Source organism: Acetobacter sp. UBA5411, assembly GCF_002409645.1.
GTDB lineage: Bacteria > Pseudomonadota > Alphaproteobacteria > Acetobacterales > Acetobacteraceae > Acetobacter.
In genome coordinates this window covers 1-24,774 of the sequence record NZ_DHNR01000032.1, presented here as the reverse complement: position 1 = coordinate 24,774, position 24,774 = coordinate 1, and the positions used below count along the sequence as shown (strand labels likewise).

At 58.3% G+C, this 24,774-nt stretch carries 20 protein-coding genes and 1 pseudogene; 8 read left to right on the top strand and 13 right to left on the bottom strand.

The window, feature by feature from the left end; translation table 11 throughout:
• Positions 1–444: pseudogene (locus tag B3759_RS10805) on the bottom strand (glycosyltransferase family 1 protein); the annotation flags it as partial.
• Between the two features lie 312 nt (positions 445–756).
• Positions 757–1,062 carry a hypothetical protein gene (locus B3759_RS10800; RefSeq protein ID WP_291365931.1) on the bottom strand — a complete coding sequence of 102 codons (306 nt, stop codon included), beginning with the start codon at positions 1,060–1,062 and terminating at the stop codon, positions 757–759.
• A gap of 126 nt (positions 1,063–1,188) precedes the next feature.
• Here B3759_RS10800 and B3759_RS10795 point away from each other — a divergent pair, with 126 nt between their 5' ends.
• The 3 genes from B3759_RS10795 to B3759_RS10785 all read left to right on the top strand — a co-directional run bounded on the left by B3759_RS10795 (position 1,189) and on the right by B3759_RS10785 (position 4,555).
• The gene (locus tag B3759_RS10795; protein WP_291365930.1) at positions 1,189–2,643 is read left to right on the top strand and encodes a sodium:solute symporter; all 1,455 of its coding nucleotides are present in this window, start codon (positions 1,189–1,191) and stop codon (positions 2,641–2,643) included.
• A gap of 80 nt (positions 2,644–2,723) precedes the next feature.
• Positions 2,724–2,972, top strand: a complete 249-nt coding sequence (locus B3759_RS10790) for a GNAT family N-acetyltransferase (RefSeq protein ID WP_291365929.1) — start codon at positions 2,724–2,726, stop codon at positions 2,970–2,972.
• A 122-nt stretch (positions 2,973–3,094) separates the two neighbouring features.
• On the top strand, positions 3,095–4,555 hold the full coding sequence (locus B3759_RS10785; protein WP_291365928.1) for a mannitol dehydrogenase family protein: 1,461 nt from the start codon (positions 3,095–3,097) through the stop codon (positions 4,553–4,555).
• 205 nt (positions 4,556–4,760) lie between these two features.
• Here B3759_RS10785 and B3759_RS10780 read toward each other — a convergent pair whose 3' ends face one another.
• A complete protein-coding gene (locus B3759_RS10780) occupies positions 4,761–7,421 on the bottom strand; it encodes an AAA family ATPase (protein ID WP_291365927.1) in 2,661 nt (886 codons plus the stop codon).
• 324 nt (positions 7,422–7,745) lie between these two features.
• Positions 7,746–8,855: an N-acetylglucosamine-6-phosphate deacetylase gene (nagA, locus tag B3759_RS10775; protein WP_291365926.1), complete on the bottom strand. Its 1,110-nt coding sequence runs from the start codon at positions 8,853–8,855 to the stop codon at positions 7,746–7,748.
• Between nagA and B3759_RS10770 the strand changes: the two genes are divergently transcribed.
• A complete protein-coding gene (locus tag B3759_RS10770; RefSeq protein WP_291365925.1) occupies positions 8,854–8,994 on the top strand; it encodes a hypothetical protein in 141 nt (46 codons plus the stop codon). The genes nagA and B3759_RS10770 overlap by 2 nt on opposite strands.
• Positions 8,995–9,017: 23 nt before the next feature.
• On the opposite strand, the gene B3759_RS10765 is transcribed toward B3759_RS10770, so the two are convergent.
• Positions 9,018–9,452 (bottom strand): hypothetical protein, encoded by a 435-nt coding sequence (locus tag B3759_RS10765; RefSeq protein WP_291365924.1) that lies wholly within the window; start codon positions 9,450–9,452, stop codon positions 9,018–9,020.
• Positions 9,453–9,606: 154 nt separating this feature from the next.
• On the opposite strand from B3759_RS10765, the gene guaA reads away from it, so the two are divergent.
• Positions 9,607–11,208 carry a glutamine-hydrolyzing GMP synthase gene (gene guaA / locus B3759_RS10760; RefSeq protein WP_010666580.1) on the top strand — a complete coding sequence of 534 codons (1,602 nt, stop codon included), beginning with the start codon at positions 9,607–9,609 and terminating at the stop codon, positions 11,206–11,208.
• Positions 11,209–11,432: 224 nt separating this feature from the next.
• Here the strand turns inward: guaA and B3759_RS10755 are convergent, their stop codons facing one another.
• From B3759_RS10755 to B3759_RS10735, 5 genes are read right to left on the bottom strand one after another with little or no spacing between them, the layout of a single operon-like run.
• Complete coding sequence (locus B3759_RS10755; RefSeq protein ID WP_291365923.1) at positions 11,433–12,194, bottom strand: nucleotidyltransferase family protein; 762 nt, start codon at positions 12,192–12,194, stop codon at positions 11,433–11,435.
• On the bottom strand, positions 12,191–12,985 hold the full coding sequence (locus B3759_RS10750; RefSeq protein WP_291365922.1) for a sterol desaturase family protein: 795 nt from the start codon (positions 12,983–12,985) through the stop codon (positions 12,191–12,193). Before B3759_RS10750 ends, B3759_RS10755 begins: the two co-directional genes overlap by 4 nt.
• Positions 12,982–14,142: an LptF/LptG family permease gene (locus tag B3759_RS10745; RefSeq protein ID WP_291365921.1), complete on the bottom strand. Its 1,161-nt coding sequence runs from the start codon at positions 14,140–14,142 to the stop codon at positions 12,982–12,984. Before B3759_RS10745 ends, B3759_RS10750 begins: the two co-directional genes overlap by 4 nt.
• Positions 14,139–15,434 carry an LptF/LptG family permease gene (locus tag B3759_RS10740; RefSeq protein WP_291365920.1) on the bottom strand — a complete coding sequence of 432 codons (1,296 nt, stop codon included), beginning with the start codon at positions 15,432–15,434 and terminating at the stop codon, positions 14,139–14,141. The genes B3759_RS10745 and B3759_RS10740 overlap by 4 nt, the downstream gene beginning before the upstream one ends.
• The gene (locus B3759_RS10735) at positions 15,431–16,324 is read right to left on the bottom strand and encodes a metallophosphoesterase family protein (RefSeq protein WP_291365919.1); all 894 of its coding nucleotides are present in this window, start codon (positions 16,322–16,324) and stop codon (positions 15,431–15,433) included. Before B3759_RS10735 ends, B3759_RS10740 begins: the two co-directional genes overlap by 4 nt.
• A gap of 372 nt (positions 16,325–16,696) precedes the next feature.
• On the opposite strand from B3759_RS10735, the gene B3759_RS10730 reads away from it, so the two are divergent.
• From B3759_RS10730 to B3759_RS10720, 3 genes are all read left to right on the top strand, one after another.
• Positions 16,697–17,671 carry a diacylglycerol/lipid kinase family protein gene (locus B3759_RS10730; RefSeq protein ID WP_291365918.1) on the top strand — a complete coding sequence of 325 codons (975 nt, stop codon included), beginning with the start codon at positions 16,697–16,699 and terminating at the stop codon, positions 17,669–17,671.
• The gene (locus B3759_RS10725; RefSeq protein WP_291365917.1) at positions 17,665–18,666 is read left to right on the top strand and encodes a hypothetical protein; all 1,002 of its coding nucleotides are present in this window, start codon (positions 17,665–17,667) and stop codon (positions 18,664–18,666) included. Before B3759_RS10730 ends, B3759_RS10725 begins: the two co-directional genes overlap by 7 nt.
• Positions 18,667–18,838: 172 nt before the next feature.
• A complete protein-coding gene (locus B3759_RS10720; protein WP_291365916.1) occupies positions 18,839–20,101 on the top strand; it encodes an NAD(P)/FAD-dependent oxidoreductase in 1,263 nt (420 codons plus the stop codon).
• A 113-nt stretch (positions 20,102–20,214) separates the two neighbouring features.
• On the opposite strand, the gene spt is transcribed toward B3759_RS10720, so the two are convergent.
• From spt to B3759_RS10705, 3 genes are all read right to left on the bottom strand, one after another.
• Positions 20,215–21,411 (bottom strand): serine palmitoyltransferase, encoded by a 1,197-nt coding sequence (spt, locus tag B3759_RS10715; protein ID WP_291365915.1) that lies wholly within the window; start codon positions 21,409–21,411, stop codon positions 20,215–20,217.
• Between the two features lie 6 nt (positions 21,412–21,417).
• Positions 21,418–21,669: an acyl carrier protein gene (locus tag B3759_RS10710; RefSeq protein ID WP_291365914.1), complete on the bottom strand. Its 252-nt coding sequence runs from the start codon at positions 21,667–21,669 to the stop codon at positions 21,418–21,420.
• Positions 21,670–21,857: 188 nt separating this feature from the next.
• Positions 21,858–23,621, bottom strand: coding sequence for a fatty acyl-AMP ligase (locus B3759_RS10705; protein ID WP_408736479.1), 1,764 nt, complete (start codon positions 23,619–23,621; stop codon positions 21,858–21,860).
• Between the last annotated feature and the right edge of the window lie 1,153 nt (positions 23,622–24,774).

Below are 24,774 nucleotides of genomic sequence, written 5' to 3'. Positions count from 1 at the left end.
GTCACGCATCCGTTCGAGCGGTTCGCCCGCTGTTGAAATGAAGGTTTTATCCACGACCCCGAGCTTGCCACGGATGCGTCGCACATTGTCCGGCTCAAACAGCGGGTCCACATTCCACTGCGCAATCCGCACACCCGGCACGATATCGCGCACAGCGGCGACCGTTTCGGCATCGATCATGTCGGCATGACCCATCAGCAGGATATCGGGCTGGTGCTGACGGCAGAAGGCTATGAGCGCCTTGTTGACCGCACGTCGTCCGAACTTGCGACTGCCGAAGAGTGACGCGGCTCTTGCCACATCCCGGTCGGCAAAATTGAGCACAAGATGGCCCCGTCTGATGAGACCGTTGGACAGTTTGATCTGGACGGAATGTTTCGGCCCCACACGCAGGCCGGTCATGAACGGACCGACATGGACAATGGTAAGCGAAGACTTGCGCATGCCTTGAAATACTGCCTTGTCTGTCGGGGTCTTTCGACCCGTAATAGCGTACAGATTATGGCAGGCTTTTGGCAGACGCCATACAGCCGGGCAGATCTTTTGTTTTCTGATACATGCTGGCAGAGAAGAGACTGGTTTGTTCGTCGGCAATGCTTCGGTGAAAGCGAAGGTCCCGGAAACGTTTCATACCCTGTCTATTCCCAAGGCCTTTCCGAAATGAAATTCTCCAAATCGAGAAGAATAATCCATCCTGAACGTGAGAGCCTTCCGCTCCGATGAGCCAGAAAGACCGGGCGATCTTCAATAGACGACTCAGCGCCTGTTCCTGTGGGTATTTCTCGTTTTAGGCAGATGCGGGGGAGGGATCTGCACCACGGGCGGCTGCTCAAGAACTGGCGGAGGGAGAGGCACGTTCGGAATCACCATCCGCCAGGGCAGAATCCTGATGGAAATATGCTTCTCGACCGGCGGCACCATGATCTTTCCGGGGCGCGTCATGTAGAACAGACCCCCAGCGTAAATAACGAGCAGGCAGAGCAATACCCCGACTTTCCCGCCCCGTTGTCGGGGGCGTTGCGGCATGCCGGGGACAGGGACGGACAGGAGGGCGCGCTTCATCCTTTCAGCCGCTAGCCCATCAATCCTCTCCATGCAATCAGTTTGCTTTCGTTTCGATCCCGCTTCACAGTGCCCTGACAGCCATTCAGAGACAGCCGTGCCCTTTCAGCCTACTTCTACCTTCCCATGACCAGCCTGCTCGACCCGGCCGTCATCCTCCTCTGGCTTGTCGCTCTCACCGTCGGATCGCTCGCCCTGTCCGGAGCCCTGCCGTGGGGGCGGAAGAAAGCCCGCTCGCCGGAAGATCTGCTGGACGCGCACCGAAGCCTGCCCGCATGGGCCATCTGCCTGTCCATCGTCGCCACCGAGACCTCGACGCTGACGGTCATCAGCGTGCCCGGCATCGCTTACACGCAGGGAATGGTGTTTGTAGGGCTGGGTGGCGGCTATCTGCTGGGCCGTATCGTCGTCGCCCGCACTCTGCTGCCGCTTTACATGCGCGGCGACCTCGCCAGCGCCTACCAGTATCTGGCCCTGCGTTTTGGACGGCGGATGCAGCGACTCGCTGCCATCACGTTTCTTATGACGCGCCTGCTGGCGGAGGCCGTGCGCCTGTTCGCCTCCACGCTTCCCATATGCGCCCTGCTCGCCGCTCGTGGCATGTCACTGTCGCCGCTCTCCGTCCTGCTCGGCCTGACCGCGCTGACTGCGCTTTATACCGCGATCGGAGGGCTACGGGCTGTCGTGTGGTCCGATGCGGCGCAGTTTCTGCTCTACAGTTTAGGGGCGGCACTCTGCGCCTTTCTGCTCTGGCAGCATCTCACGCCGGAGCAGACGGCTCTTCTCCCCGGCTCCGGCCACCTCCTGCCTTTCGCGTTTCATGCACCCGTTCTGACAAGCCCGTATGCACCGCTGACCGCGCTTGTTGGCGGGGCGGTCCTCGCCATGGCCTCGCACGGCACGGATCAGCTGATGGTGCAGCGCGCACTCGCGGCCCGTTCGTTGCGTGACGCGCAACGGGCCATGATCGGCAGCGCCTTTGTGGTGACAATCCTGTTCGCTCTACTGTCTCTGGTCGGCATATTTCTGTGGGCGCGCAATGGTGGGCTGCCTCTCGCAGCGCTGGGGTTCACTTCTCCAGACGAGCTCTTTCCCCGCTTTATCGTCAATGACCTGCCCGCCGGTCTGTCTGGTCTGCTGGTCGCGGCGATCATCAGCGCCACGATGGGCTCCCTGTCCTCGGCGCTGAACGCCATGACCGGCTCGACCTTCGCCGATCTGATCGGAACCGCACGTCCAGCCAGCCGCGCCGTGACATGGAGCGTCACCGGATTCTGGGCGCTGGCGCTTATCGCCACGGCCTGCGCGTTTTCCGCCTCGGCCCAGTCGGTGCTGCTGTTCGGTTTCCAGATCGCGGGCTATTCCTACGGTGCGCTTCTCGGAGCGTTTCTGCTCGGCCTTCTGTTCCCTCGGGTGACGGAAAACGGTGCGATGATCGCCTTTCTCGTCACGATCCTGGTCATGGCGCTGCTCATCGGTTTTGTGCATCCGGGAGGACACGCCATCGCCTTTCCGTGGCTGGTGCCGCTTGGCGTGGCAATCACCCTGCTGGTCGGCGTGCCTCTGGGACGAAAGGCGTAGTCCCGACTGACCGACCTGAACCCGGATGGGTGTCAGGTGTTTAGAATGTCAGAGCAAAAGAGGCAGGACAGGAGGGACGCATGCAGATTCATGACAACCAGAATGCTCATCGTCTTGAGGTCGAGATTGACGGTCACAAGGCATGGCTCGACTACACGCTGGAGGGGAAAAACCTTATCATCCGGCATACCGATGTGCCCGATGAAGTTGGTGGTCGCGGTGTCGGTTCGGCGCTGGTGCGGCATGCGCGTGACATGGCCCGCGCAGCCGGGCTGAATGTTGTGTCGCACTGCTCATTCGCAACCACGTGGCTTCAGAAACATCCTTAAGAGAATTGCTTCTTTGTTGTTAGGCGTCGATCGGTCCTTGTGTCCTTTTTGAAATCCTTCTTCTTTTCCTGTAAGAATCAAGGGGAGAAAAGCATTTCAATGGCGATGAAAAGGAAACTGATATGATTACAGAAAAGATTCTGACCGATCTTCCCAAGGCGGTTAAGGGGCCTTCCTATAACCGCGACAGCATAAAGAACGGCATCCTGCATTTCGGGGTCGGAAACTTCTTTCGTGCCCATGAGGCTTTCTATGTCGATCAGATCCTTGAGCACGCGCCGGAATGGGGCATCATTGGTGTCGGTCTGACGCACAGCGAGCGGTCAAAGAAGAAAGCTGATGAATTCATCAAGCAGGATTGTCTTTACTCCCTGACGGAAACTGCGCCGTCCGGCGAACGGTCCGTGCGGGTCATCGGTTGTCTGCGTGATTATCTTCTGGCTCCGGCGGACCCGGAGGCCGTGCTGAAACATCTGGCCGATCCCGCTATTCGGATTGTCTCGATGACGATCACGGAAGGCGGCTACAACATTGATGAAAAAACCGGCGAATTCGATCTCTCAGACGCCGATGTGCAGGCCGACCTGAAGACGCCGGAAAAGCCTTCCACCGTGTTCGGTTATGTCGTGGAAGGCCTGCGTCGCCGTCGGGAAGCCGGTCTTCCCGCCTTCACCGTCATGTCCTGCGACAACCTGCGTCACAATGGTAACGTCGCCCGCAAGGCGTTCCTTGGCTATGCCCGCGCACGCGATGCCGATCTTGCCAAGTGGATCGAGGACAACGCCACGTTCCCCAACAGCATGGTGGACCGCATCACCCCCACCGTCACGCCTGATATCCATGACAAGCTGAACAAGGAAAGCGGTCTGGATGATGATCTTCCTGTCATGGCTGAAGATTTTCATCAGTGGGTCATGGAAGACCGCTTTGCAAACGGACGGCCGCCGCTGGAAAAGGCTGGCGTGCAGTTTGTCGAGGATGTGACGCCCTATGAGCAGGTGAAAATCCGCATGCTCAACGCCTCGCACATCATGCTGTGCTTCCCCGGCATTCTCGTGGGCTATGAGTATGTCGCGCAGGCCGTGGGAGATGCTGATCTTCGCGGAAATGTCGAAGCTTTCCTGAACGAGGACGTTATTCCCACGCTCAAGGCGCCGGAAGGTCTGAGCCTTGAAGAGTATCGTGACAGTGTGCTGCACCGCTTTTCCAATGCGGCTATGGGCGATCAGACGCTTCGGATTGCGGGTGATGGGTGCTCGAAGATTCAGGTTTTCTGGACAGACACGGTCAGAAAAGCGCTCGAAGGTAAGCGCGACATTGCCCGCATCGCGTTCGGCATGGCGGCCTATCTCGAAATGCTGCGCGGCGTGAACGAGAAAGGCGACCACTACACGCCCAACGAACCCACGTTCAAGGACGCCCAGTGGAAGCTCGCAAAGTCTGACGACTTCACCACGGCGCTGGAACTGCCCGCTTTCGATGCATGGCGGGATATGGATACCGCAGCTCTCGATCAGAAAGTGGTCGAAATCCGCAAGATCATTCGGGAAAAAGGGGTGAAGGCGGCGTTGCCTGCACGGTGATGTCGGGGGCTTTGCCCCCTACCCCACAAAGGGGCGGGGCCTCTTTGATCCCGTTTCTAGAGCTTTATGTTGTTGGTAATTGGTACGTTTCTTTCTCATTTCATATGTATCCATCAATGAATACTACCGAAAAGCCTGATATATCTGGGTTATACGCATTAATTATCATGCAGGTAACGCGCGTCTTCTGGTGTTATATTCTACATTAAATCAAAGTGGCCTTACATGGCTTCTCTAATTTTTCACGATTCGCACTCACGATCTTTCGACGCTTTTTGTATTCAATACAGAATTTCTCAAGAATGTTTATATCCTCTTCCATCTCATGTGTACTAGGCTGAGGAATATTTCGACCGGCAGGCATATCGTGGCATCGCTCAGAAGCCCGCTTCATAGCAAAGAAAATTGTGCGGTAATCTTCGTCGTTGACGCTTACTTCTTTCAGTCTTCCGGTCATAACGTCAGGTACAAAGCGTACAACAGTTTTCGCGAGCACAACTTCTTCAACTGCACGCTCCCAACTCTCGCGTAAATCTGAATAGAAATCCTTTGCTTTCCGGCGGTAATCGTCTGTATTTAAATCAACAACTGTTTTGAGGGTGCGTATCCGTTCCTTTAATGCGGTAATCCTAACTCCAAGGTCGGCAACCCAAGGTTCACTATTCTCCTTTATAATTCCAAAGCCTTGAGCTTTATTCTTCGTCACGACGGACTTGATAATTGGTGCGGACTCTCCTTCACGCGCGGCCTCGGAGGCCACCTCGTTGAAGAAGACGAGATTATGCGTAAAGATGATCACCTGTCGGCCTTTTTTCGCTTCAGCGACTAGCCGTTGAGCTACCTTTCTCATTCGGAGATGATCCAGTGAGCAAACTGGATCATCTACAATTATCCCATATCGAGCATCATCTCCGCCTATTTCTGCAAGAAAACAAGCAAGAGCAAGAGCGCGCTGCTCTCCTTCAGAAAGAATTAGATTATTTTTAATTTTTCCAGTTCCATTGAGACCGACTGAGAAAAGGCTCTGACCTCCAGAACTGGAACTGCTTACTGTGAATGGCAGATGGCTGAGATCGAAAGCGCGTATTTCTTCTTTTATCCGCTTCTCAAGTTCTTCGGTCACAAGCAGCTTACGCAATACAGTTATCTGATTAGAGATTGGTCTGCTTGCGACTTGCCTTAAACAACTTTGCAGCAATTTCTGCTTTATCACATCATGGTGTCGCTGCAATACCGTTTCCAAATCATGACTGAGCTTCAATTTGTCTTTCAATTCAGCCAGCAGCTTCCGTTTTTGGTCGAGTGCCGTACTGTGGGCTGCCGTATTTTGAAGTTCAGTCACCTCTCTTTCTAGATTTTCGCACTCACTTGAAATCGATGTCACGAGCGATGATACGTTTGGTGTCTCAAATGGCGGGATCGTATCATCCAGTAAAGCACTACGCCTAGCTGTGAACGCATATAGAGCCTTAGTTATCTGTTCGACTATTGCTCCACAGGTAGTACTGATTTGAGTGTAATCGGCTAAACTATCTGCAACCAATTCGATCGATGGAATAATAATCTGCTGGATTTTTTCAAGTAATCTATTCAAGTTTTTGCGCGACTGATCTGCGCGTCGAGATGCTTCTCCGCTCACGAAGTCGTTAAAACGTGTTAGACGTGAAGCTCCAGCTTGTGATAGTGGTTCTTGGCAGAGAACACATAAATCCCCAATGGTATCTGGTAGGCGATCTAATGGTTCATCAAGATTGTCTGTCGCGAATGCACGGGCGGCGTCGAACAGGACACGCCAAGCAGAACCTCCCACATCAGAAATTGGTTCATCCGCGAAACTCGCTTTTGCTGCCAATCGTTCTGCAGTGTCTGCAACCTGTAGTTCGCGTCTTGCGACTAATATTTTCTCCCCGACCACATTGGATAAATCGCTACTTAACGTTGAAAGTACTTCATTTAACCGCCGGAGCAATTTGATGGCCCTATGTCGCGTTGCTGCTAATGCGACCGGATCCGATGCTAACTCAGCTTCAAGAGCTTTAAGATTAGCTCTATCCGCCTGAGAAAGGGTGGCAAGGCTTTGTAGTTCATCTTGGGTGGGAAGAGCTCCGTTTTTGGTATTAAGATTTGCCAGCGCCACGAAAACACTTGTTCCAGCAGTGTAGCCTGTCGGAAGAGGCACGTTTAACTGTCTGTCTAGTGATTTTGCCTCAGCAGTGAATATTTGAGCCATCCGTTGGCACAAATCTCCGTGGCGTTCGAGAAGCGCAAGTTCGCGGGGCAAATAAGCGATCTTGTTGTCACCATCCACATAGAGCTGTGCATTATGGCTATCGAATACCGAAATTTGTTTCAGGATAGACGGTGGAGCGGTCGCTGGATCCCAGTGGAACGTCGAAATCTCGTCATCATCCACTCGATATCTGACCTCAACACGCATCGGCCCTGTGGATGTTGTAGCAAAGACGTTCGGTCGCAGTTCGTCGACCGATAAGCTTCGGCAGAGTCGTTTCGCAATGCGGGTATAACCGCTTTTCCCACTGCCGTTTTCACCGTAGACAAGAGTAATTCCATCTGGAGCAGTGCGAAGATGTTGCCCAACTGCGAGGCGATCAATATTTTGAACAGGCCCTAATTGAACGATTACCGCTCGTCTCTTCTCAGCCGCTCCGTTTCCGATATGCGTTGCATCTAGAGGCGTGAGTGTTTGAGCAGAATTGTCGGCACCAGCTGTGATCCGGACGTTTTGGAGGATACAAGCAAAGTCCTCGTCTCCGATCATATAGTCAGTGGTTATTGCGATACGCCGAAGACTGTCACTCACCCACGCTGGTTGCTCGGTCGCCCACTCTAACAGTCCTTTAGACATTCTCTTCCTTCCTACCCAAGCAATAGTGAAGAAGAAATCCCAACAAAGCAAGTCATCCTCTTCTTTCTAGTAGTCGAGGAGAGTGCTAGGTATGGGAAATTACAATATCATTATTAGTGTAGGCATCACCTACTTCAATAGAATCCACTTGAATGTATCGCAATAGACCTCAATAAAAATACATAAATCATCCAAGGACGTAAATGTCCGCTTCCTATTATTTTTGACTAAAACCAATCCGTCCGATTCTCCCGCCAAATCAGCCACATCGGGAACGAAACAATCACCTTTAATTCGTAAAAACACTTCCTCCCTTGGCCCCACTCACACCACTCTTCCCCCCTCCACAAACCCCTCCGCCACCTCAAACCCCTCATCCATCACCACCAGATCAGCCCGCAGTCCCGGCGCGATGCGTCCGCGATCATGCAGGCCGAGATAGGCGGCGGGACTGGTCGAAGTGAGGCGGCTTGCGGCGGGAAGGGACACGCCGCCCACAGTCACGGCATTGCGCAACGCGACATCAAGCGTCAGCACGCTGCCCGCAAGGGTGCCGTCGGGCAGCCGCACAGCGCCGTCGCGGATGACAACATCCTGCCCGCCAAGCTGGCTCGGCCCTTCGGCCTGTCCGGCTCCGCGCATGGCGTCGGTCACGAACAGCAGCCGCTCGCCCATGACACGGGACGCCAGACGGAACGTGGCCGGGTGGACGTGGTGGGTGTCGAAGATCATCTCGGCATATCCGGCGTCGCTGCACATTAGTGCTGTGACAGGGCCGGGATTGCGGCTCTGGATCGGGGCCATGGCGTTGAACAGATGGGTCGCGCCGATGGTGCCTCCGGCGGCGCAGACACAACAGATCGCCTGTTCCGTTTCTTCATAACCGGCGACGGTATGGCCGAGGCTGACCCGCACACCGGCTTGTGCAAAACGACGCATGGCGGTGTCGGCGTGGTCGAGTTCCGGTGCGAGCGTGACAACGCGGACGATGCCGGTTTCCAGCGCCTCCTCCACACGGTCGGGTGTCGGCGGAATGGCGAACGGGGGCTGTGCCCCCAGCTTGTGCGGGCTGACGAATGGCCCTTCCAGATGCGCGCCGTGGATGATCGGACCATTTCCCGGTGGTGTGTTTCGGGCCTCCGCAACTGCCCGCAGTGCGTCCATCACCTCCGGCCAGGGGCTGGTGATAGTGGTGGGCAGGATGGTTGTGGTGCCGTGCGTCAGATGGAAGCGTGACAGACGGTGGATAGCCGCGACTCCGTCCATGGTGTCGGCTCCGTCGCCGCCGTGAACGTGTCCATCGATAAAGCCCGGCAGGATGAAACGTCGCCCCGCATCGGGACGCGGCGTGATCGAATGGATGCCGGTTTCGTCGAAAACTACCTCACCGGAAACAACGCGATCAGGAAGAACGATCTGGCCGGTCAGTTTCATGGCGGATGGTCTTTCAGTTGCCGGAAGGAACCTTTGGGATATGGCGCAGACTTCCTGCCGGCAACCGGAAGTCAATCAACATGAAAAAGTTTTTGGTGAATCTTTTTCCAAAAAGCTTCAAAGCCCATCGCCTTTTTGAAAAAAGACGACACCCAAAAACTTTTACTGATCACCCATAAAGTTCTTCCATGCACTCCCCTGCGGACGCGTCAGCACGACATGAGCCCGGCAGTTCGGCGTGCCGTAGACGCCAACAATGGTGTCACCGTCAGGGTGTCCCTCGAACACCATCGGCAGGGGGCGGTCTTTCATGTCCTTGAGCAGGAGCTGCGCATGAAAACGCTTGTGATCCTTGTCCGGCACACCGCGCAGCACCAGCGTGCCAGTGCCGGGCGCAAAGAACAGCCTTTCGGACCGGACCTGTAGGATGGAGGGCTTCTGATCCGGACAGGCCCCCTTGTCGGTCACCAGCGTCCCGACCCAGTCGCCGAGAGGATCATTCTGCGCGGAAGCAAGGGCGGGCGAGGTCGCTCCCCCGACCAGCAGTCCCCCGACCAGCAGATGGGCGCGAAGCGTGTGTGAAACGGAAAAGCGCATGAACGAGACCTCTGGCTGATACGGGTTGCAGATGTCATCCTAACCCAAATATGCGGGAAACGGGTGACGTCGGCGCACGCTCGTCCTATACCGCGCCAAAAGCATGCTGCAATGTAGCACGTCACCCCCGCTGTCGTGCCTTAAGGAGCCCTTCATGTCCGCCAAAGATCAGGACGCCGCCACACCCGCCCTCGACGCCTCCCTGCACGCCGATCGGATCCTGATCCTTGATTTCGGCTCACAGGTGACGCAGCTCATCGCCCGCCGCGTGCGCGAGAGCGGTGTTTACTGCGAAATCTGGCCATTTACGGCGAGCGAGGAACGCATCCGCAAGTTTGCGCCGCGCGGTATTATCCTGTCGGGTGGTCCAGCCAGCGTGCATGACGAGGGCGCGCCGACCATCCCGGACGTGGTGTTTGCGCTCAACGTGCCGGTGCTGGGCATCTGCTACGGCCAGCAGGCCATGTGCAACCAGCTTGGCGGCAAGGTCGAAGGCTCCGACCACCGCGAGTTCGGTCGCGCCTTTGTGGACATCACCGAGGACTGCGCTCTGTTCCGTGGCGCATGGGCGCGTGGTGGCCGCGAGCAGGTGTGGATGAGCCACGGTGACCGCGTAACGAAACTGCCGCCGGGCTTCCGCGCCGTGGCGACCTCCGAGGGCGCGCCGTTTGCGGTGATCGCGGACGAAGGCCGTCGCATGTATGGCGTGCAGTTCCACCCGGAAGTGGTTCACACACCGCACGGTGCGGCTCTGCTGAAAAACTTCACGCACAACGTCGCGGGCTGCACCGGCACGTGGACGATGGCGCGTTTCCGCGATGTCGAGATCGAGAAGATCCGTCAGCAGGTGGGCGACAAGCGGGTCATCTGCGGTCTGTCCGGTGGCGTGGATTCCTCCGTCGCCGCCGTGCTGATCCATCAGGCGATTGGCGACCAGCTTACCTGCATCTTCGTTGATCACGGCATGCTCCGTGCGGGCGAAGCCGAGGAAGTGGTCAAGACGTTCCGTGGTCAGTTCAACATCAAGCTGATTCATCGCGATGCATCCGACATGTTCCTCAAGGCGCTGGAAGGCGTCACGGACCCGGAGATCAAGCGCAAGACCATCGGGCGTCTGTTTATCGAGGTGTTCGAGGAAGAGGCTGCCAAGATCGGTGGCGCGGACTTCCTTGCGCAGGGCACGCTTTATCCGGACGTGATCGAGAGCGTCAGCTTCACGGGCGGTCCGTCCGTCACCATCAAGTCGCACCACAATGTTGGTGGTCTGCCCGAGCGCATGAACATGAAGCTCGTCGAGCCGCTGCGTGAGCTGTTCAAGGACGAGGTTCGGGATCTTGGCCGTGAGCTGGATATTCCGGAGAGCATCGTCGGTCGTCATCCGTTCCCCGGACCGGGGCTGGCCATCCGTATCCCGAGCGACAGCATCACTCGTGAGAAGCTGGACCTGCTGCGCAAGGCGGATTCCATCTATCTGGAAGAGATCCGCAACGCAGGTCTTTATGACGCCATCTGGCAGGCCTTCGCCGTTCTGCTCCCGGTCCGCACCGTCGGTGTGATGGGTGATGGGCGCACCTATGATCAGGCCGTAGCGCTGCGTGCCGTCACCAGCACGGACGGTATGACGGCGGATGTCTATCCGTTCGACATGGGGTTCCTGAACCGCGTGGCGAGCCGCATTGTCAACGAGGTGCGTGGCATCAACCGTGTGACGTACGACATCACATCCAAGCCGCCCGGCACGATCGAGTGGGAATGAGCCTAAATCCGGCTCGTTCCTGTTTTTGAAAAAACCCGCAGAAATGCGGGTTTTTTTTGTGTCAGACGCTTCTTTTTCTGAGAAAGATGTGCCGCAAATGCACAGATAAAATACCGAAAATCACTGCAAAATAAAAAGAAGTTTTTGGTAAAGCTTTTTTCAAAAAGCTTTAGAAAGAGGCGCTTTATTTAAAGAAAATAACATCCCTGAAAAGAAACAGCCGTCTAAGCCGTTTCCATCAGCTTCCGCACTAGGGCCAGATCGGCAGGCTTGTCCACATCCACTGCCGCACGACCGTCCGGCATGAATACAAACTTTCCCTGTGCGCCAGTAAGTTTCAGAATGCGCGCCAGAAGGTTTTTTGTTCCCAGACGCTTCAGCAGGAACCGGAGCAGAATGGAGGGACCGAGCAGCCAGCCCATCCGAAGCGGGTGTTTGCGTTCCTTTTCGATTTTTCGCCACAGCATCGCAACTCTTGCAGAAGCCGGTGTGCGGAAAAGGAAAAGATTGCTGCCCGAAAAGGCAATATCGGAAAGACGAATGAACGTCCGACGTGTTCCGGGAACATCCCGCGTCACAGCAGCTTCGCTGGCGACACCCACGGCAATGTCGGCGTCTTCGGCGCCATCGAGGAAAAATTGCACCCATTCGGGGCGTAGAAGCGGATTGTCTGCCGTGGTGACCAGAAGTGGTGTGCCGCAGTTACGAATGGCGGCAAGAACGCTTGCGCTCGGCCCCTGCGCGGCGTCCATCGTCTGAACGCCATCCGGAAGAATCCCGTCCAGAACAGCAGGGTTTTCGATACAGACAAGAATGCGTCCGATGCTCGGCACGGCACGGAGCGTATCAAGCACATGCGTGATCATCGGTTTCCCGGCAATCGGGATGAGCGCCTTGTGCGAAAGCCCATCGGCGACCGCCATCGGGTCAGCAACTCCTGCGCGTGACCCGGCCAGAACAATCGCTGTCAGTCCTGTTTCAGTCACGCCGCGTCCCGGCTGGCTGAGCGAGTGGAAGGGCGAGCACCGTCGGGACGATCGCGCGGGGGAGAGCCGGTCAGCTTCATGACCCACGGATACCGCTTCGCCTGCTCCAGATTGTAGCCGAGGTTGAACACGCTTGGGCTGCGGGGACGGGCACGGGCTTCTTCATAGAAAGAGCCAAACGCACGATCCACGACATAGCTGGTGATGCCGAAGTTGCCGTCCTCATCATGGAAGTGGTGCAGTACGTGCCACGCCTTCATCCGCTGAATCCATGCCGCCTTCGGTTTGTAGTTCAGGTGCTGGATGCAGTGAAAGAATTCGTAAATACAAGTGATCGTCACACCGGCGCCAAAAGCCGTCGCAGCGGCTCCCCAACCACCAATCAGCCAGCCGACGGGAATCGTCACGGCGCCGATCGTGGGCAGGGTCGTGGCGGGCGCACCAAACAGAACGTCCAGCAGATGCGGGTCCTGATGGTGGTCAAAGTGGATGCGCTTCCACAGGGAGGCGGTCCAGCGGGACTTGTAGAGCCACTGTCCGTGCAGAATCCAGCGGTGCAGGGAATACCAGACGACCGGATAGACCAGCATGACAGCGAGGATGGACGTGATGGTCGCGCCCCAGCCCGCGAAGAAATGCGCGCTGAGAATGACGCTGACCACAATGAGGGTGAAATACAGCAGAATCGTCGGATACGTCAGATAGGCGATCCACAACTGACGCAGATTCATCTTGCCGAGATCAAAGCTCCGCCCAGACCGGATGGTCTGATTCCGCAGGGTGCCACTCATTTGTCTTCGTTCCTTAATAACGCGGTGCCGGCGGCCAGTGCAAAGATGATTAGGCCGGGGACAGTCGCGACGGGAGCCGGTAGGAGACCTGCGTTGCCCATCGCACGGAACATGCCCTGCACAATGATGAACAACAGACCGGCGCCGAGGCACCAGACCGGCAGCCAGCTCCTCAGCCCTGTTCTGGGGGGTATATAGATCACCGGCATCGCCAATAAAAGCATGACGATCAGTGCGAGTGGTCTGAGAAAGCGCTCGAACAGGGCTGCGCGGAGGTAACCGGGCGTCTGGTTGGTGGCGATTTTGCCATGCAGCGCGTCCAGAATCATGCCCGAAGACAGGGGGGCGGCATCCATCGAAAGCCGCAGCATGTCGTTGGGCCCGAACGGATTCTTCCACAGGGCGTCAAGAACCGTGCTCTCATTCGCTGTAGTGTCCAGCTCGGCGAATGAGACCGTCACACAGTGAATGTCTGACAGGTGCCAGCCGCTATAGCTGTAGACGGCGTGATCCGCGTGCAGCGTACGCAGAATCCGGCCATCCGCGCTGCGATCATACAGATCGACATTGAATGCTTCCCGACCCGAACGGGCGATATAACCCACATGCGCGAGTTCGCTATCGGTCGCAGGCAGGCCGGAAGCAGTTCCCTTGCAGGCCGCAGCCTCTCCGGCGGGAACATGGAACCAGAACGCCTTGCCGTTGGCCGGAGTCGGATTGGTGCGGTTCCACCAGGAGGCGAGCGCCAGCTCGGAGCGCGGCGTGATCTGATCCTCCAGCACGCACCCGAACAGCCCGATCAGAATCGCGGACGGCAGCAGCTTCCTCAGAAAACCCCACGGAGAAAGACCCGCCGCTCTGAGAATGGCGATTTCACTGGAGATGGTCATCTGCGTGAACATCAGCAGCCCGGCGATCAGCACGCTGAGGGGCAGGGCGGTCTGGAGCATCGCGGGCAGATGCAGTCCCATGTAGGTCAGCACGCCCTTGACGCCGAGGTGACGCTTGAGGATTGGCGTCATCTGTTCAAGGAGCGCGAGAATCTCCATCAGGGCGATAAGGATGCCGCAGCACATCAGTGTGCGGGAAATGAGCGTCCGGGAAAGATAGCGCAGAAGAACGTGACGGGGACCTTTTGCGATCCGTTCTTCAGTCATCGGGCTCCCTCCACCATATTCCCGGCGGCTCCTGTGGGGGGCTTTGCTGGACGACTGCGCCGGATCGGCAGGATGCTCGCCCGGAACAGCAGCAGCAGGGTGCAGGCGGTGCAGAACACCACGGTCGGCAGCCAAATAACCAGTAGCGGCGAGGATTTGCCGCTGGCGATCAGGCTCTCGCCAAGCTGAAGAATGTGGTCATAGGTCACCAGTAGCAGGACCGCGACAGCCAGTCCGGCGGCCCCTCTTTTACGCTTGCCGATGACGGCCAGAGCCGTGGCGAGAATGGGAATGAAGGGAATCGACAGGCTGCGGGCCAGCCGGAAATGGAACTCGGCGCGCATGCTTGTCAGGGGAATGTCATTGCTGTTGGCGGAATCAGAAGCGGTTGTTCCGTCTGCCTCCGCGTCCTCTGCCGGATCCGGTTTCGGAGCATGGCGGGCGGCGTCGATCTTTCTGGCGAGTTCCCGTGAAGTGAGCTCTCGCTCGTCATCACCACGGTTACGGAATGTCGCCTTGTTGGTGCGGCTGATCAGACGTTGGGCATGGTCGAAGGTCGTCACCGTGGGTTGCACGCCGGGCCGGATGGTCAGGATCGAGCCGTGGAACAGCTCGATCTGGACTTCGCCCTTGGCTGCGTCGGTGCGGAGGGAGCCGGTCTGCGCCGTGATGTCGCGTTCCTTGCCCTCGCTCAGATCACGGATGAACACGCCCTTGAGCTGCGATCCGGCGTGACTGACATGGTCGGCTGTCAGCATCAGCCGGGGGGAAGGGGATGCGAACATGCCCGACTGAAGGACGGGCGCCCATCCAGCGTGACTGGCGAAATAGAAGCCTTCCCGGAACTGGTAACGGGCATGGGGCTGGATATAGCCGTAAAGCAGGAGCGACAGCAGCCCGATCGCAGCGCCAGTCAGGGCGAAGGGACGACAGATGCGTGCCAGTGAGACGCCGCTGCTCATCAGGGCGTCGATCTCGTCGCCTTCGCTCATGCGACGGATAACCGTGAAGACGGACACGCATAGCGCGGCAGGCATGGCCAGCCCCAGATAGTGAGGCATCAGGTCGGCCAGAAGCCGCAACAGGGTAAAAAACGGACTGGCTTCGGACGCCAGCACGTTCAGAAGCACCAGCAGTCGCTCAAGCAGAAGCGCGATCAGCACCACCGAGACGGCGATGACAAACGGCGGAATGGTCTGGCCCAGCAGGTAGGTGTCCAGCGTCCCCGGACGGATCCAGGAGGGCAGTTTCGCCAGAGGCGGCCTGTAGCGGTCATTCCTCTGCGTCGTCACAGCACGGACTCTTTCGTGGGCCGGGTGAAGCGGGTCGTCCGGAAGTCATGAAGCTGGCTGTCCGGTGCCAGACGACGGGAATTCACGGTAATCTCCCAGGACGCTGCTTCTCTGTGGATGCTGATCCTGTTCCAGCCCGCCGCCCGCTTCAGACTGTGGCCGGGCCGGTGCGACGCGGAGGTGACGCCGATGACCGGAATCTCGCTGCCGGGGATCGTGCTGAACGTCCCCTGATGGGAGTGGCCGTGCAGGACCATCTCCGCACCGGCAGCGCGAATGGCGTCTGTGAAACGATCCAGCCCGCGCAGCGCCTTGCTCCAGAGGACCATTCCCTTGCGGGGAGGATGATGGATCATGACGACGCGACACAGTCCCTGCTCACCTGTGCGCTGGAGCAGTTCGACCATTCTGTCGATCTGGATGTCACTGACCCGACCGGAGGCGAAAAAGGGTGGAGAAGGAACGGCGGAACTGACGCCGATCAGGGCGACGTCTCCCACGCGCAGGAGAACCGGAGTGTCTTCATCGGGCATTCCGCCGACATCGCGCCACAGTCCCGGCCCATCTGACCATGCGGCCCGGATCATGGTGTCATGATTGCCGGGGATGACGGCGCGGGGCTGCGTCATGCGATCAAGCCAGCGCGTGGCGGCGATGCATTCCTCGCGCGTGCCCAGATTGGTGAGATCGCCTGTGATGGCCAGCGCATCGGCTCCGCAGGCCTCGATATCGCGCATGACGGCGGCGAGCGCGTTGGTTCTGTGAATATGACGCCTGTTGAAGCGCCATGAGATCATGCTGATGATGCGCTTGATCGCCCATTCCCCACGGGACGGCACGATTTCGAGCGGCAGATGTGGATCGGACAGATGTGCCAGAACGGCTGACAAGGTGCGGCTTCCTGACCTGCCTGTGCAGATCCCTTGAGGGTCACGGTTCCTGAAAGGGGCCTTGCTCCCAATCTGCTGCATCGATCCCCCAAACCGCCCGGTCAATCAAGAGTGCTACAGGTGAAATTATAGGCAGCATTCTTCTCTACACCACAACGTATGGTTTCCCGAAGCCTGCATGGCCGCGATACAGACCAGCAATTAAACGCCGTGAGCCACAGGGATGGCCTGCGTGTGGCGCATGACCGGCGATGACATGCGGAGCGGTGTCGGGCTGGAAATGTGACAAGTCTGCGATGCGCGTCTATATGACGCCGCGTATTCACGAAATGAGCCGTCCGGGACGGTGGTCTGGAAAGAGCGGATTGCCGAATGCCTGAACGCGTCGCCCTGATTCATAATCCGCGTAGTCGTCGTAACATAAAGAGCGGAGGACAGTTCGCCGAACAGGCCCGTGCGGCGCTTGGTCCACTCTTTGTCTGCCCCGAAGGCCGGAACGGACTTGTCGAGGCGATCGACGAACTGGCGCGACAGGATATCCGCGTGATTGCGGTCGATGGCGGCGACGGAACCGTCAGTCATGTAATCAGCGCTGTCCTGAACGCCTATCCCCATGAGCGTCTCCCGGCTCTCTCCATCCTGCCGTCCGGCAACACCAATCTGATCGCCAGTGATGTCGGATGCAGCCTGAGGGAAATGGCCGCCCTGTCGCGCCTGCTGGAGAAAGCGCAGCAGGCCACCCTCATGGATGATGTGTCATGGCGTCAGCCAGTCATTGTCTCATGGACCGATCCGGATCGCGAGCCGGTGGCAGGGATGTTCTGTGGGCTGGCAGCCTTTACCCGCGCCATCGAACTCGCGCACAATCCGGCCATCCTCAACCGCTATGCCCATGATACGGCCATCTTTGCGACTGTCCTGTGGGGACTCCGACTTTTTCTCAGGAAAGAAGTGCGGAACCAGTGGCTCGCTGGCTCGCCGATGACCGTCACCGTGGATGGTGGGAGACCGGACGCTCAGCCCCGTTTTCTGTTCCTGTGTACGGGGCTGCACAAATTGTCCCGCGGCGTCTGGCCTTTCTGGCTTGATTCCAGCCCGACTGGCGGGCTGATCTATCTCGATATTCTGGGACATCCCCCGCGTCTGGCGCGCAATCTTTTCTCTGTTCTGAAAGGCCGTATCTCGGCCCGGTTGCGTAATTCCAAGGCCTATCGCAGCGGCATGGCGGCAACCATCAGCATCAGCACGCAGGATCGTCTGGTGATGGACGGGGAAGAACTTGAGGCCGGGGCGGATGGTCTTCTGCATCTGACTGAGGGGCCGCGCATGGCCTTTGTGCGATGCTGACCTCTGATCGGACACTGGCCTCGGCGCGTGCGGCGGGTGTGGTGGCCCGAACCGTGGTCGCTGAACTGACGGAACCCGTTCCTCCCATCATTACCCGCTTTGTGGAACGCCTTGTCGGTTCGGCCCGTCCCGTCGGTGTGCTGTTTTATGGCTCGTTGGTGAGAACCCTGACGAAGGGTGACACGACACCGGAGGCTCTGTCGGAGGGTGTTCTCGATTTCTATGTGATCGTGGATCGACAGGCGGATTGGCCGCGCGGTCGGCTGGCGCGTCTGGCGAACGCCGTGCTGCCGCCGAATGTCGAATATCACGAGCATGAAATCGACGGGGTGTCGCTCCGCGCCAAGGTGGCGATCCTGACGCTTGCCCAGTTTCGGCGTCTGACCCGTCCTCAAAGCCGGGACACAACCATCTGGTCGCGCTTTTCCCAGCCTGTTCGCCTCGTCTGGGTTCGGGATACCGAGGCAGCGGATTCCCTTCTGCGCTGCGTTGTCCGCGCTGTCGGCACCGCCGCCCGCTGGGCTGCCGAGCTAGGGCCAGAGCACGGTCGGCCGGAACAGTATTGGGAAGCGCTTTTCCGCAAGACCTATGCTGCGGAACTGCGGGTCGAGAAAACCGGCCGCTCCCGCAGCCTGATCGAGGGCGAGGAAGCGCGGTTCAGCCAGCTTCTGACGGCGTCTTGGGTAGCCGGAGGGCTGGAAGCGTCGGTTCTGTCTGATGGCGAGATTGCCCCGGATATCGGGCCTGCCGAGCACAGAACGGCCCTACGCCGCTGGTCGGCCCGTGCACGGCTGGGTCGTCCGCTGAACGTCGCGCGTCTGGTCAAGGCGGCGTTCACCTTTACCGGTGGGGCGCGGTATCTGGTGTGGAAAATCCAGCGTCACAGCGGTGTCGCCATAGCGCTCACGCCGTTTGCCGAGCGTCACCCGATCCTGTGCGCTCCGGCTGTGCTGTTGCGGCTTGTTCGGGCTGGAGTTTTCTCGCGGTCGTCGTAAGTGGGCTCTTCTTTTTCTCAAAAAAAGAACAAGACCTCTTCTCCGCACAGAGAAAATCCATCAGCCAATCTTCAGCCCATGTATGGGAAAGCCTCGCGCTTTACGGTAGGAAAAATCAGGCAAAACAATCATCGGGAGCTGAGGCTCCCAGTCCGGACGGGAGTGTCTTTGCATGGCGCGGTCAGCACTTGTTCTCGGTGGAGGCATGGTCGGTGTCAGCACCGCATGGCACCTTCAGCAGCGTGGTTACGATGTCGTTCTGGTTGAACGCGGCGAGCCGGGACGCGAGACGTCCTACGGCAATGCCGGGCTGATCCAGCGCGAGGCCGTCGAGCCGTACGCGTTTCCGCATGATTTCCAGAAACTGGTGCAGGTCGCGCTCAAGCAGGGAAATGATGTCAATTACCGGCTGTCGGATCTGGCCGCCATTGCGCCCAGACTGATAGAATACTGGTGGAATTCCGGGCCAAAACGTTACGAGACGATCACACGTGGTTTCGAAGCGCTGATTCGTCACTGTCTGACCGAGCATGACCGCATGATCGACGCGGCAGGTGCTGGAGATCTGGTCAAACACGGTGGCTGGACCCAGATCTTCCGCACGGAGAAGGGATTCGCCGACGGAGCCGCCAGAGCCCGCCATCTCGCCCGTGAGTTTGGGGTTGAAAGCCGGATTCTCGACAGTGCGACGCTGGCCCGTGCGGAGCCTGCTCTCTATCGCAAAATGACGGGCGGCGTTTACTGGCCTTCACCCTACAGTGTGAACGACCCCGGCGCGCTTGTGCAGCGTTATGCGGACCTGTTCGTCGCCGGAGGGGGGAAGATCGTGCATGGTGACGCCCGGACGCTAGCGCATCTCGGCTCGGGCTGGACGGTGCGGACGGCTGACGGTCCGGTGTCCGCCGAGCAGGCAGTCGTCGCGCTGGGACCGTGGTCTTCCGACCTGACGCGGTCCATGGGGTATAACTTCCCGCTCTTCGTGAAACGCGGCTATCACCGTCACTTCAAATGGGATGGGCACCTCAACGCACCGATGATTGACACGGATGCTGGCGTGGCGCTGCTGCCGATGGCGCAGGGGCTTCGTGTCACCACAGGAGCTGAGTTTGCCCTGCGGGACGCACCGCCCTCATGGAAGCAGATCCTGAAAAGCGAGAAGTTGGCGCGGGAAATGCTGGATCTCGGGGAGGCCGTGGAAACGACGCCGTGGATCGGAAGCCGCCCCTGTGTGGCTGACATGCTGCCGATCATTGGCGAGGCTCCGGCTCACACAGGGCTGTGGTTCCACTTCGGCCATGCGCACCAGGGCTTCACGCTTGGTCCGGCGACAGGCCGTCTCTGCGCCGAGATGATGAACGGTGAAAAGCCTTACATCGACCCGCTGCCGTATCGTCCGACCCGGTTCCGGTTCGGACGTCGCGCTTTTCCTGTTTAAATCTGAGAATAAACAACAGAAGTTTTTGGGTGCCGCCTTTTTTCAAAAAGGCGGCGTCTCCTGAAGCTTTTTGAAAAAAGCTTCACCAAAAACTTTTGTATATATTGTAGTCTTCAGACTGAAGCAGGCAGTCGCGCCATTGCCTCGCCGAAGATCTCCACGGCGCGGTCGATCTGCTCGCTGGTGTGCGTCGCCATGACCGAGCAGCGCAGCAGCGGGTGATGGTCCGGCGTTGCGGGCGGCAGGCTCAGATTGACGTAGAGGCCGAGGCTGAGGAGGGTGTTCCACAGCATGATGGCTTCCGGAATCGTCTCCAGAACCACACCGACAACGGGACTGACCGTCTTGCCGGTCGTCAGACCGAGCTTGTTCAGGCCGGTATGGAAACGCTCAGCGTTCTCCATCAGGCGGGTACGAAGTTCCGGCTGCGCTTCCATGTCGTCCAGCGCCGCCATGGTCGCCGCAATGACTTCCGGCGGCAGCGAGGCCGTGAACATGTAGGGACGGCAATGCAGACGCACCAGTTCCAGCTCAGGATGACGGGAAACGCAGTAGCCGCCCACAGTGCCAAGACTCTTGGAGAAGGTGCCGACAATGAAATCGACATCGTCTTCCATGCCAGCAGCTTCCGCCACGCCCCGGCCGTTCGGGCCGAGCACGCCGAAAGAGTGGGCCTCGTCCACCAGCAGGGTCGAACCGGTCTCACGCTTCACAGCAGCCATTTCAGCCATGGGGACGACGTTGCCCGTCATCGAGTAGATGCCCTCGACCACGACCAGCTTCGCGCCAGGCTCGTCCTTGATCCGGTTCAGGCGCTTGTGCAGATCGTCCGGGTCATTGTGACGGAAACGGATGACCTGTGCGTGCCCGAGGCGGCTGGCGTCATAGATGCTGGCATGGCTATCAGCGTCCAGCAGCAGGTAGTCGCCCTTGCCCGCCAGCGTGGAGATCATGCCGAGATTGGCCTGATAACCGGTCGAGAAGACCATGCAGTGCTTCTGCTGGAAGAAGCCGGCGATACGCTGTTCAAGCTGCTCGTGCAGGCTCTGCGTGCCGTTGGCGATGCGTGAGCCGGTCGTACCGACGCCGCGAGCCTTCACCGCTTCCACAGCGGCTTCGATGGCGCGAGGAGACTGGCTCAGGCCGAGATAATTGTTGGTGCCGAACAGAAGGGTCTCGCGGCCTTCGATAATTCCGACGGTCGATGACAGCGGACGCTCGATGACGACGGAGAACGGGTTGCGTCCTCCTTCGGCCTGAAGCTCGGCAAGGCGCTGCTCGACGCCACGGAATTTGTCGAAGATGCTCATGACCGGTCAGCCACCCTTCTTCAGGGAGACGATGCATTCCGCCAGATCGTCAATCGTGCGAATCTCGGCCAGACGGTCGAGAGGCACGGACACGTCCAGCTCATCCTCGATCTCCATGACGAAGTTCATGACCGCGAGCGAGTCGAACGCGAGGTCTTCGACAATCTTGCTGGACCCGCTGATGTCACGGGGCACCTTGGGATTGGCAAGGAGCTTGTTGATGATCAGAGCCGAGACGTCCTGAACCGTTTCACTCATTCGGGCACCTTAAAACAGTCATTGCGGAGAGACCCATGAAGGCATGTCTCCGCTCAACTGCGGGGTTATGGCGGAAAAGCCGGTCATTCGCCAGAGGTAATGTCACGCCCCTGCCACCGCCCGGGTGTGACGGGAGGACATCGGGGCGGAACAAGCCCTGTGAACCGGGCCTTATGCCGCCCCCGACATCAGGCGGCGGACGGTGTGTTTTCGTCCAGACGGTTGAAGGCGCCAGCCAGAAGCATTGTCTTCGCCTTTGCCCGGGTGAGCTTGCCTGAAGAGGTCTGGGGCAGGGAGTGCGGCGGCAGCAGGATCACGGTCGCATCCACGCCGTGACGCCGGAAGACCGAGCTGACGCGCTCACTGAGTGTCGTGCGGGCCTCGGGAGTTGTGGCGCGGCAATGAACCAGCGCCACGATCTTTTCCTCGTGGTTTTCTTCCACGGAAAAGACCGCCACGTCATGGTTGCGGAGGCCTTCGATCTCGTTCTCGGCGCTCCACTCAAGATCCTGTGGCCAGATATTGCGGCCGTTGATGATGATCAGGTCCTTGGCGCGGCCGGTTACGACAATCTGTCCATCCAGCATGTAGCCAAGATCACCCGTATTGAGCCATCCGTCCGTGCTGAGAGCCTCGGCGCTTTCTTTCGGCAGGCGGAAATAGCCACTCATCAGGCTGGGGCCACGGGCATAGATCGTGCCGACATGGCGTTCCGGCTGAACGGAGCCATCGGCTGCACGAACCTCGATTTCATGTCCGGGCAGAACTTCACCGCACAGCACGAAGGTCCGCAGCAGGTGGGATGGATCATTGCACGGATGCGCCACGCCCTCGGTTTCCAGACGACGCAGATCAATCGTGTCGGTCCGCAGTCCGACATTCAGCGGCGCAAAGCTGATGGCGAGCGTGGCTTCGGCCATGCCGTAGCTGGCGACGAATGCACGCGCATCGAAACCCTGCGAAGCAAAACGCTCGGCGAAGTTTTCAAGGATATGCGGGCGAATCATGTCGCCCCCGATTCCAGCGACACGCCATGTTGAAAGGTCGATGTCGGCAGCGCCGGAGCGACGTGAGCAGAGATCGTAGCCAAAGGACGGGCTGTAGGACAGCGTGCCCTTGTTGCGCGAGATCAGGTCCAGCCAGACATGCGGACGGCGCGCGAATTCACGGGTCGGCAGCAGGTCTACGGTCAACTGACAGGCCATAGGCGTCAGGAAGAATCCGACGAGTCCCATGTCATGATAGAGCGGCAGCCAGGAGACGCAGCGATCGCCTGTCTCACGGACCTGAAGGCCGTCGTGGCTGATGGAGTGGGCGTTGGCCATGCCGGAGCGCTGTGTCACGCACACGCCCTTCGGGAAGCGTGTGCTGCCCGAGGAAAACTGAAGATAGGACAGATCGTCCGGCTTGATGGTCGGCAGCAGACGGTCGGCGGCGGGCAGTTCCATCAGTTGGGCCGGAGACCCACCGAATTTCAGGTCGAAGCCGGCGATGATGTCATCGGTCCAGCCAGCGATGATTTCAGGCACGACAATGGCCGACACATCGGCGGTTTCGATCATGCCACGGATCGTGCCGACATATGTCTCACGTCCACCGAATGCGACAGGCAGCGGCATGGGAGTGGCGACAAGGCCAGCATACTGACAGCCAAAGAAGATACGGGCGAAATCACCGTCGCTCTCGGCGATAAGACCGACGCGATCTCCAGCCTGAAGTCCGAGTGTTAGCAGTCGGCGTGCCATTTCACGGGCCTGCTCACGCAGCAGGCTGTAAGGCAGCGCTTCGAGCAGGACGCCCCGTCCGGAATAGATGTTGTATCCCGCAGTGCCCTCGGCAGCGTAGTCCAGCGCTTCGGTGAAGGTCGCGAAATCACCATAGCGACGCTTCTGATTGGAAGCGGTGGGAACGGGAGTGGGAGTCGTGTCCTGAAAGCCAGTGATGGTAGGCATGCTTTCAATACGGGATATGACAGTCATTCAGCTGGCCATTCTCAGGTAATATGACAACCGCTTTGCGGGCCGACGAAGGTGTAGAGACTTATCGCCGTTTCTGTCGGATTTGAGGCCTATATAATATTTTTGCGGTTTTATGAAAGGTTGGGCCGTGATCGGCGGGTTCGGATGCCGATATTGCTCCCTGTTTCTGTGCAGGCACGCGGGCGGCAATCTGTCGCTGTTTTCATGTGACTCGTGCATAATGTGCTGTTTTTAAACAATATACTTGACGTCCTTGTTTGCGATGTGGCGTCAGCCATCAGGAGTGAAATGGGCATGGAAGATATGATGCCGCAGCATTCCGGGATATTGCCTGCCTAAAGGTTTGCGAAAAATTAAAAAAAGAAACTTCCGAATAAAGACAAACAGATTTGTAAAAAGTATCGCTACCGCGAGGTTGCTCTCATGAAACGGTGGGAAATAATTTTTGTTGCCTGATTGTGTCCCGGGCCGGGCCGAAAAATAACGGTTTATGGCGCGGTCGACCGGTGATTTTGCTGTTTGCGCTCGGCGGCCTTGTTGTCCGAGGACTTATGGTCGGGCGAGCGTAGAAATAACTGTCCCCGTTTGTTTCGGACTCGGTTGTATGGCTCGTGCTTGGGGAAGGCTGTCCTTCTTGAATGGTTTCAGGTGCTTCCGGTGTGATGTATCAGTCCGCAAGGGATGCATTGGAACTGCCGTGTTGGTTCTCCACATATAAGAAGACTGCAACGATGGCGTCCGCTCCGTGCGTTAAGGCGCGTCAGCCTGATCTTGGCGAATATCTGCTGCATTATATGAGAGGTGCCTGAGCGCTTCTTAGGAGGTGCGCCATCTTTGCGTGTGCCTGAGCCGAGTTGCCTCTCCAATGGATTACTCTCATCGTTAGAGTTCAGTCTCCAGAAGCTGACTGCGCTCGGACAACTTAAGACCTAATCGAGCCTGAGACCTCACACCCTATTGGGCCGTCATTCAAAGCGGGGGTGGATGAGACAAGCCTGAGATGGGATGTCATCTCCTTTTCAGCAATGAGCTGTTCTCGGATCTGGCGGCGAGCGCCACGCTCTGAAGACTCAGATGAACCAAGAAAGGGTGCGTTGGGGCGCGTATTAGATTCGGAGCGTCGATT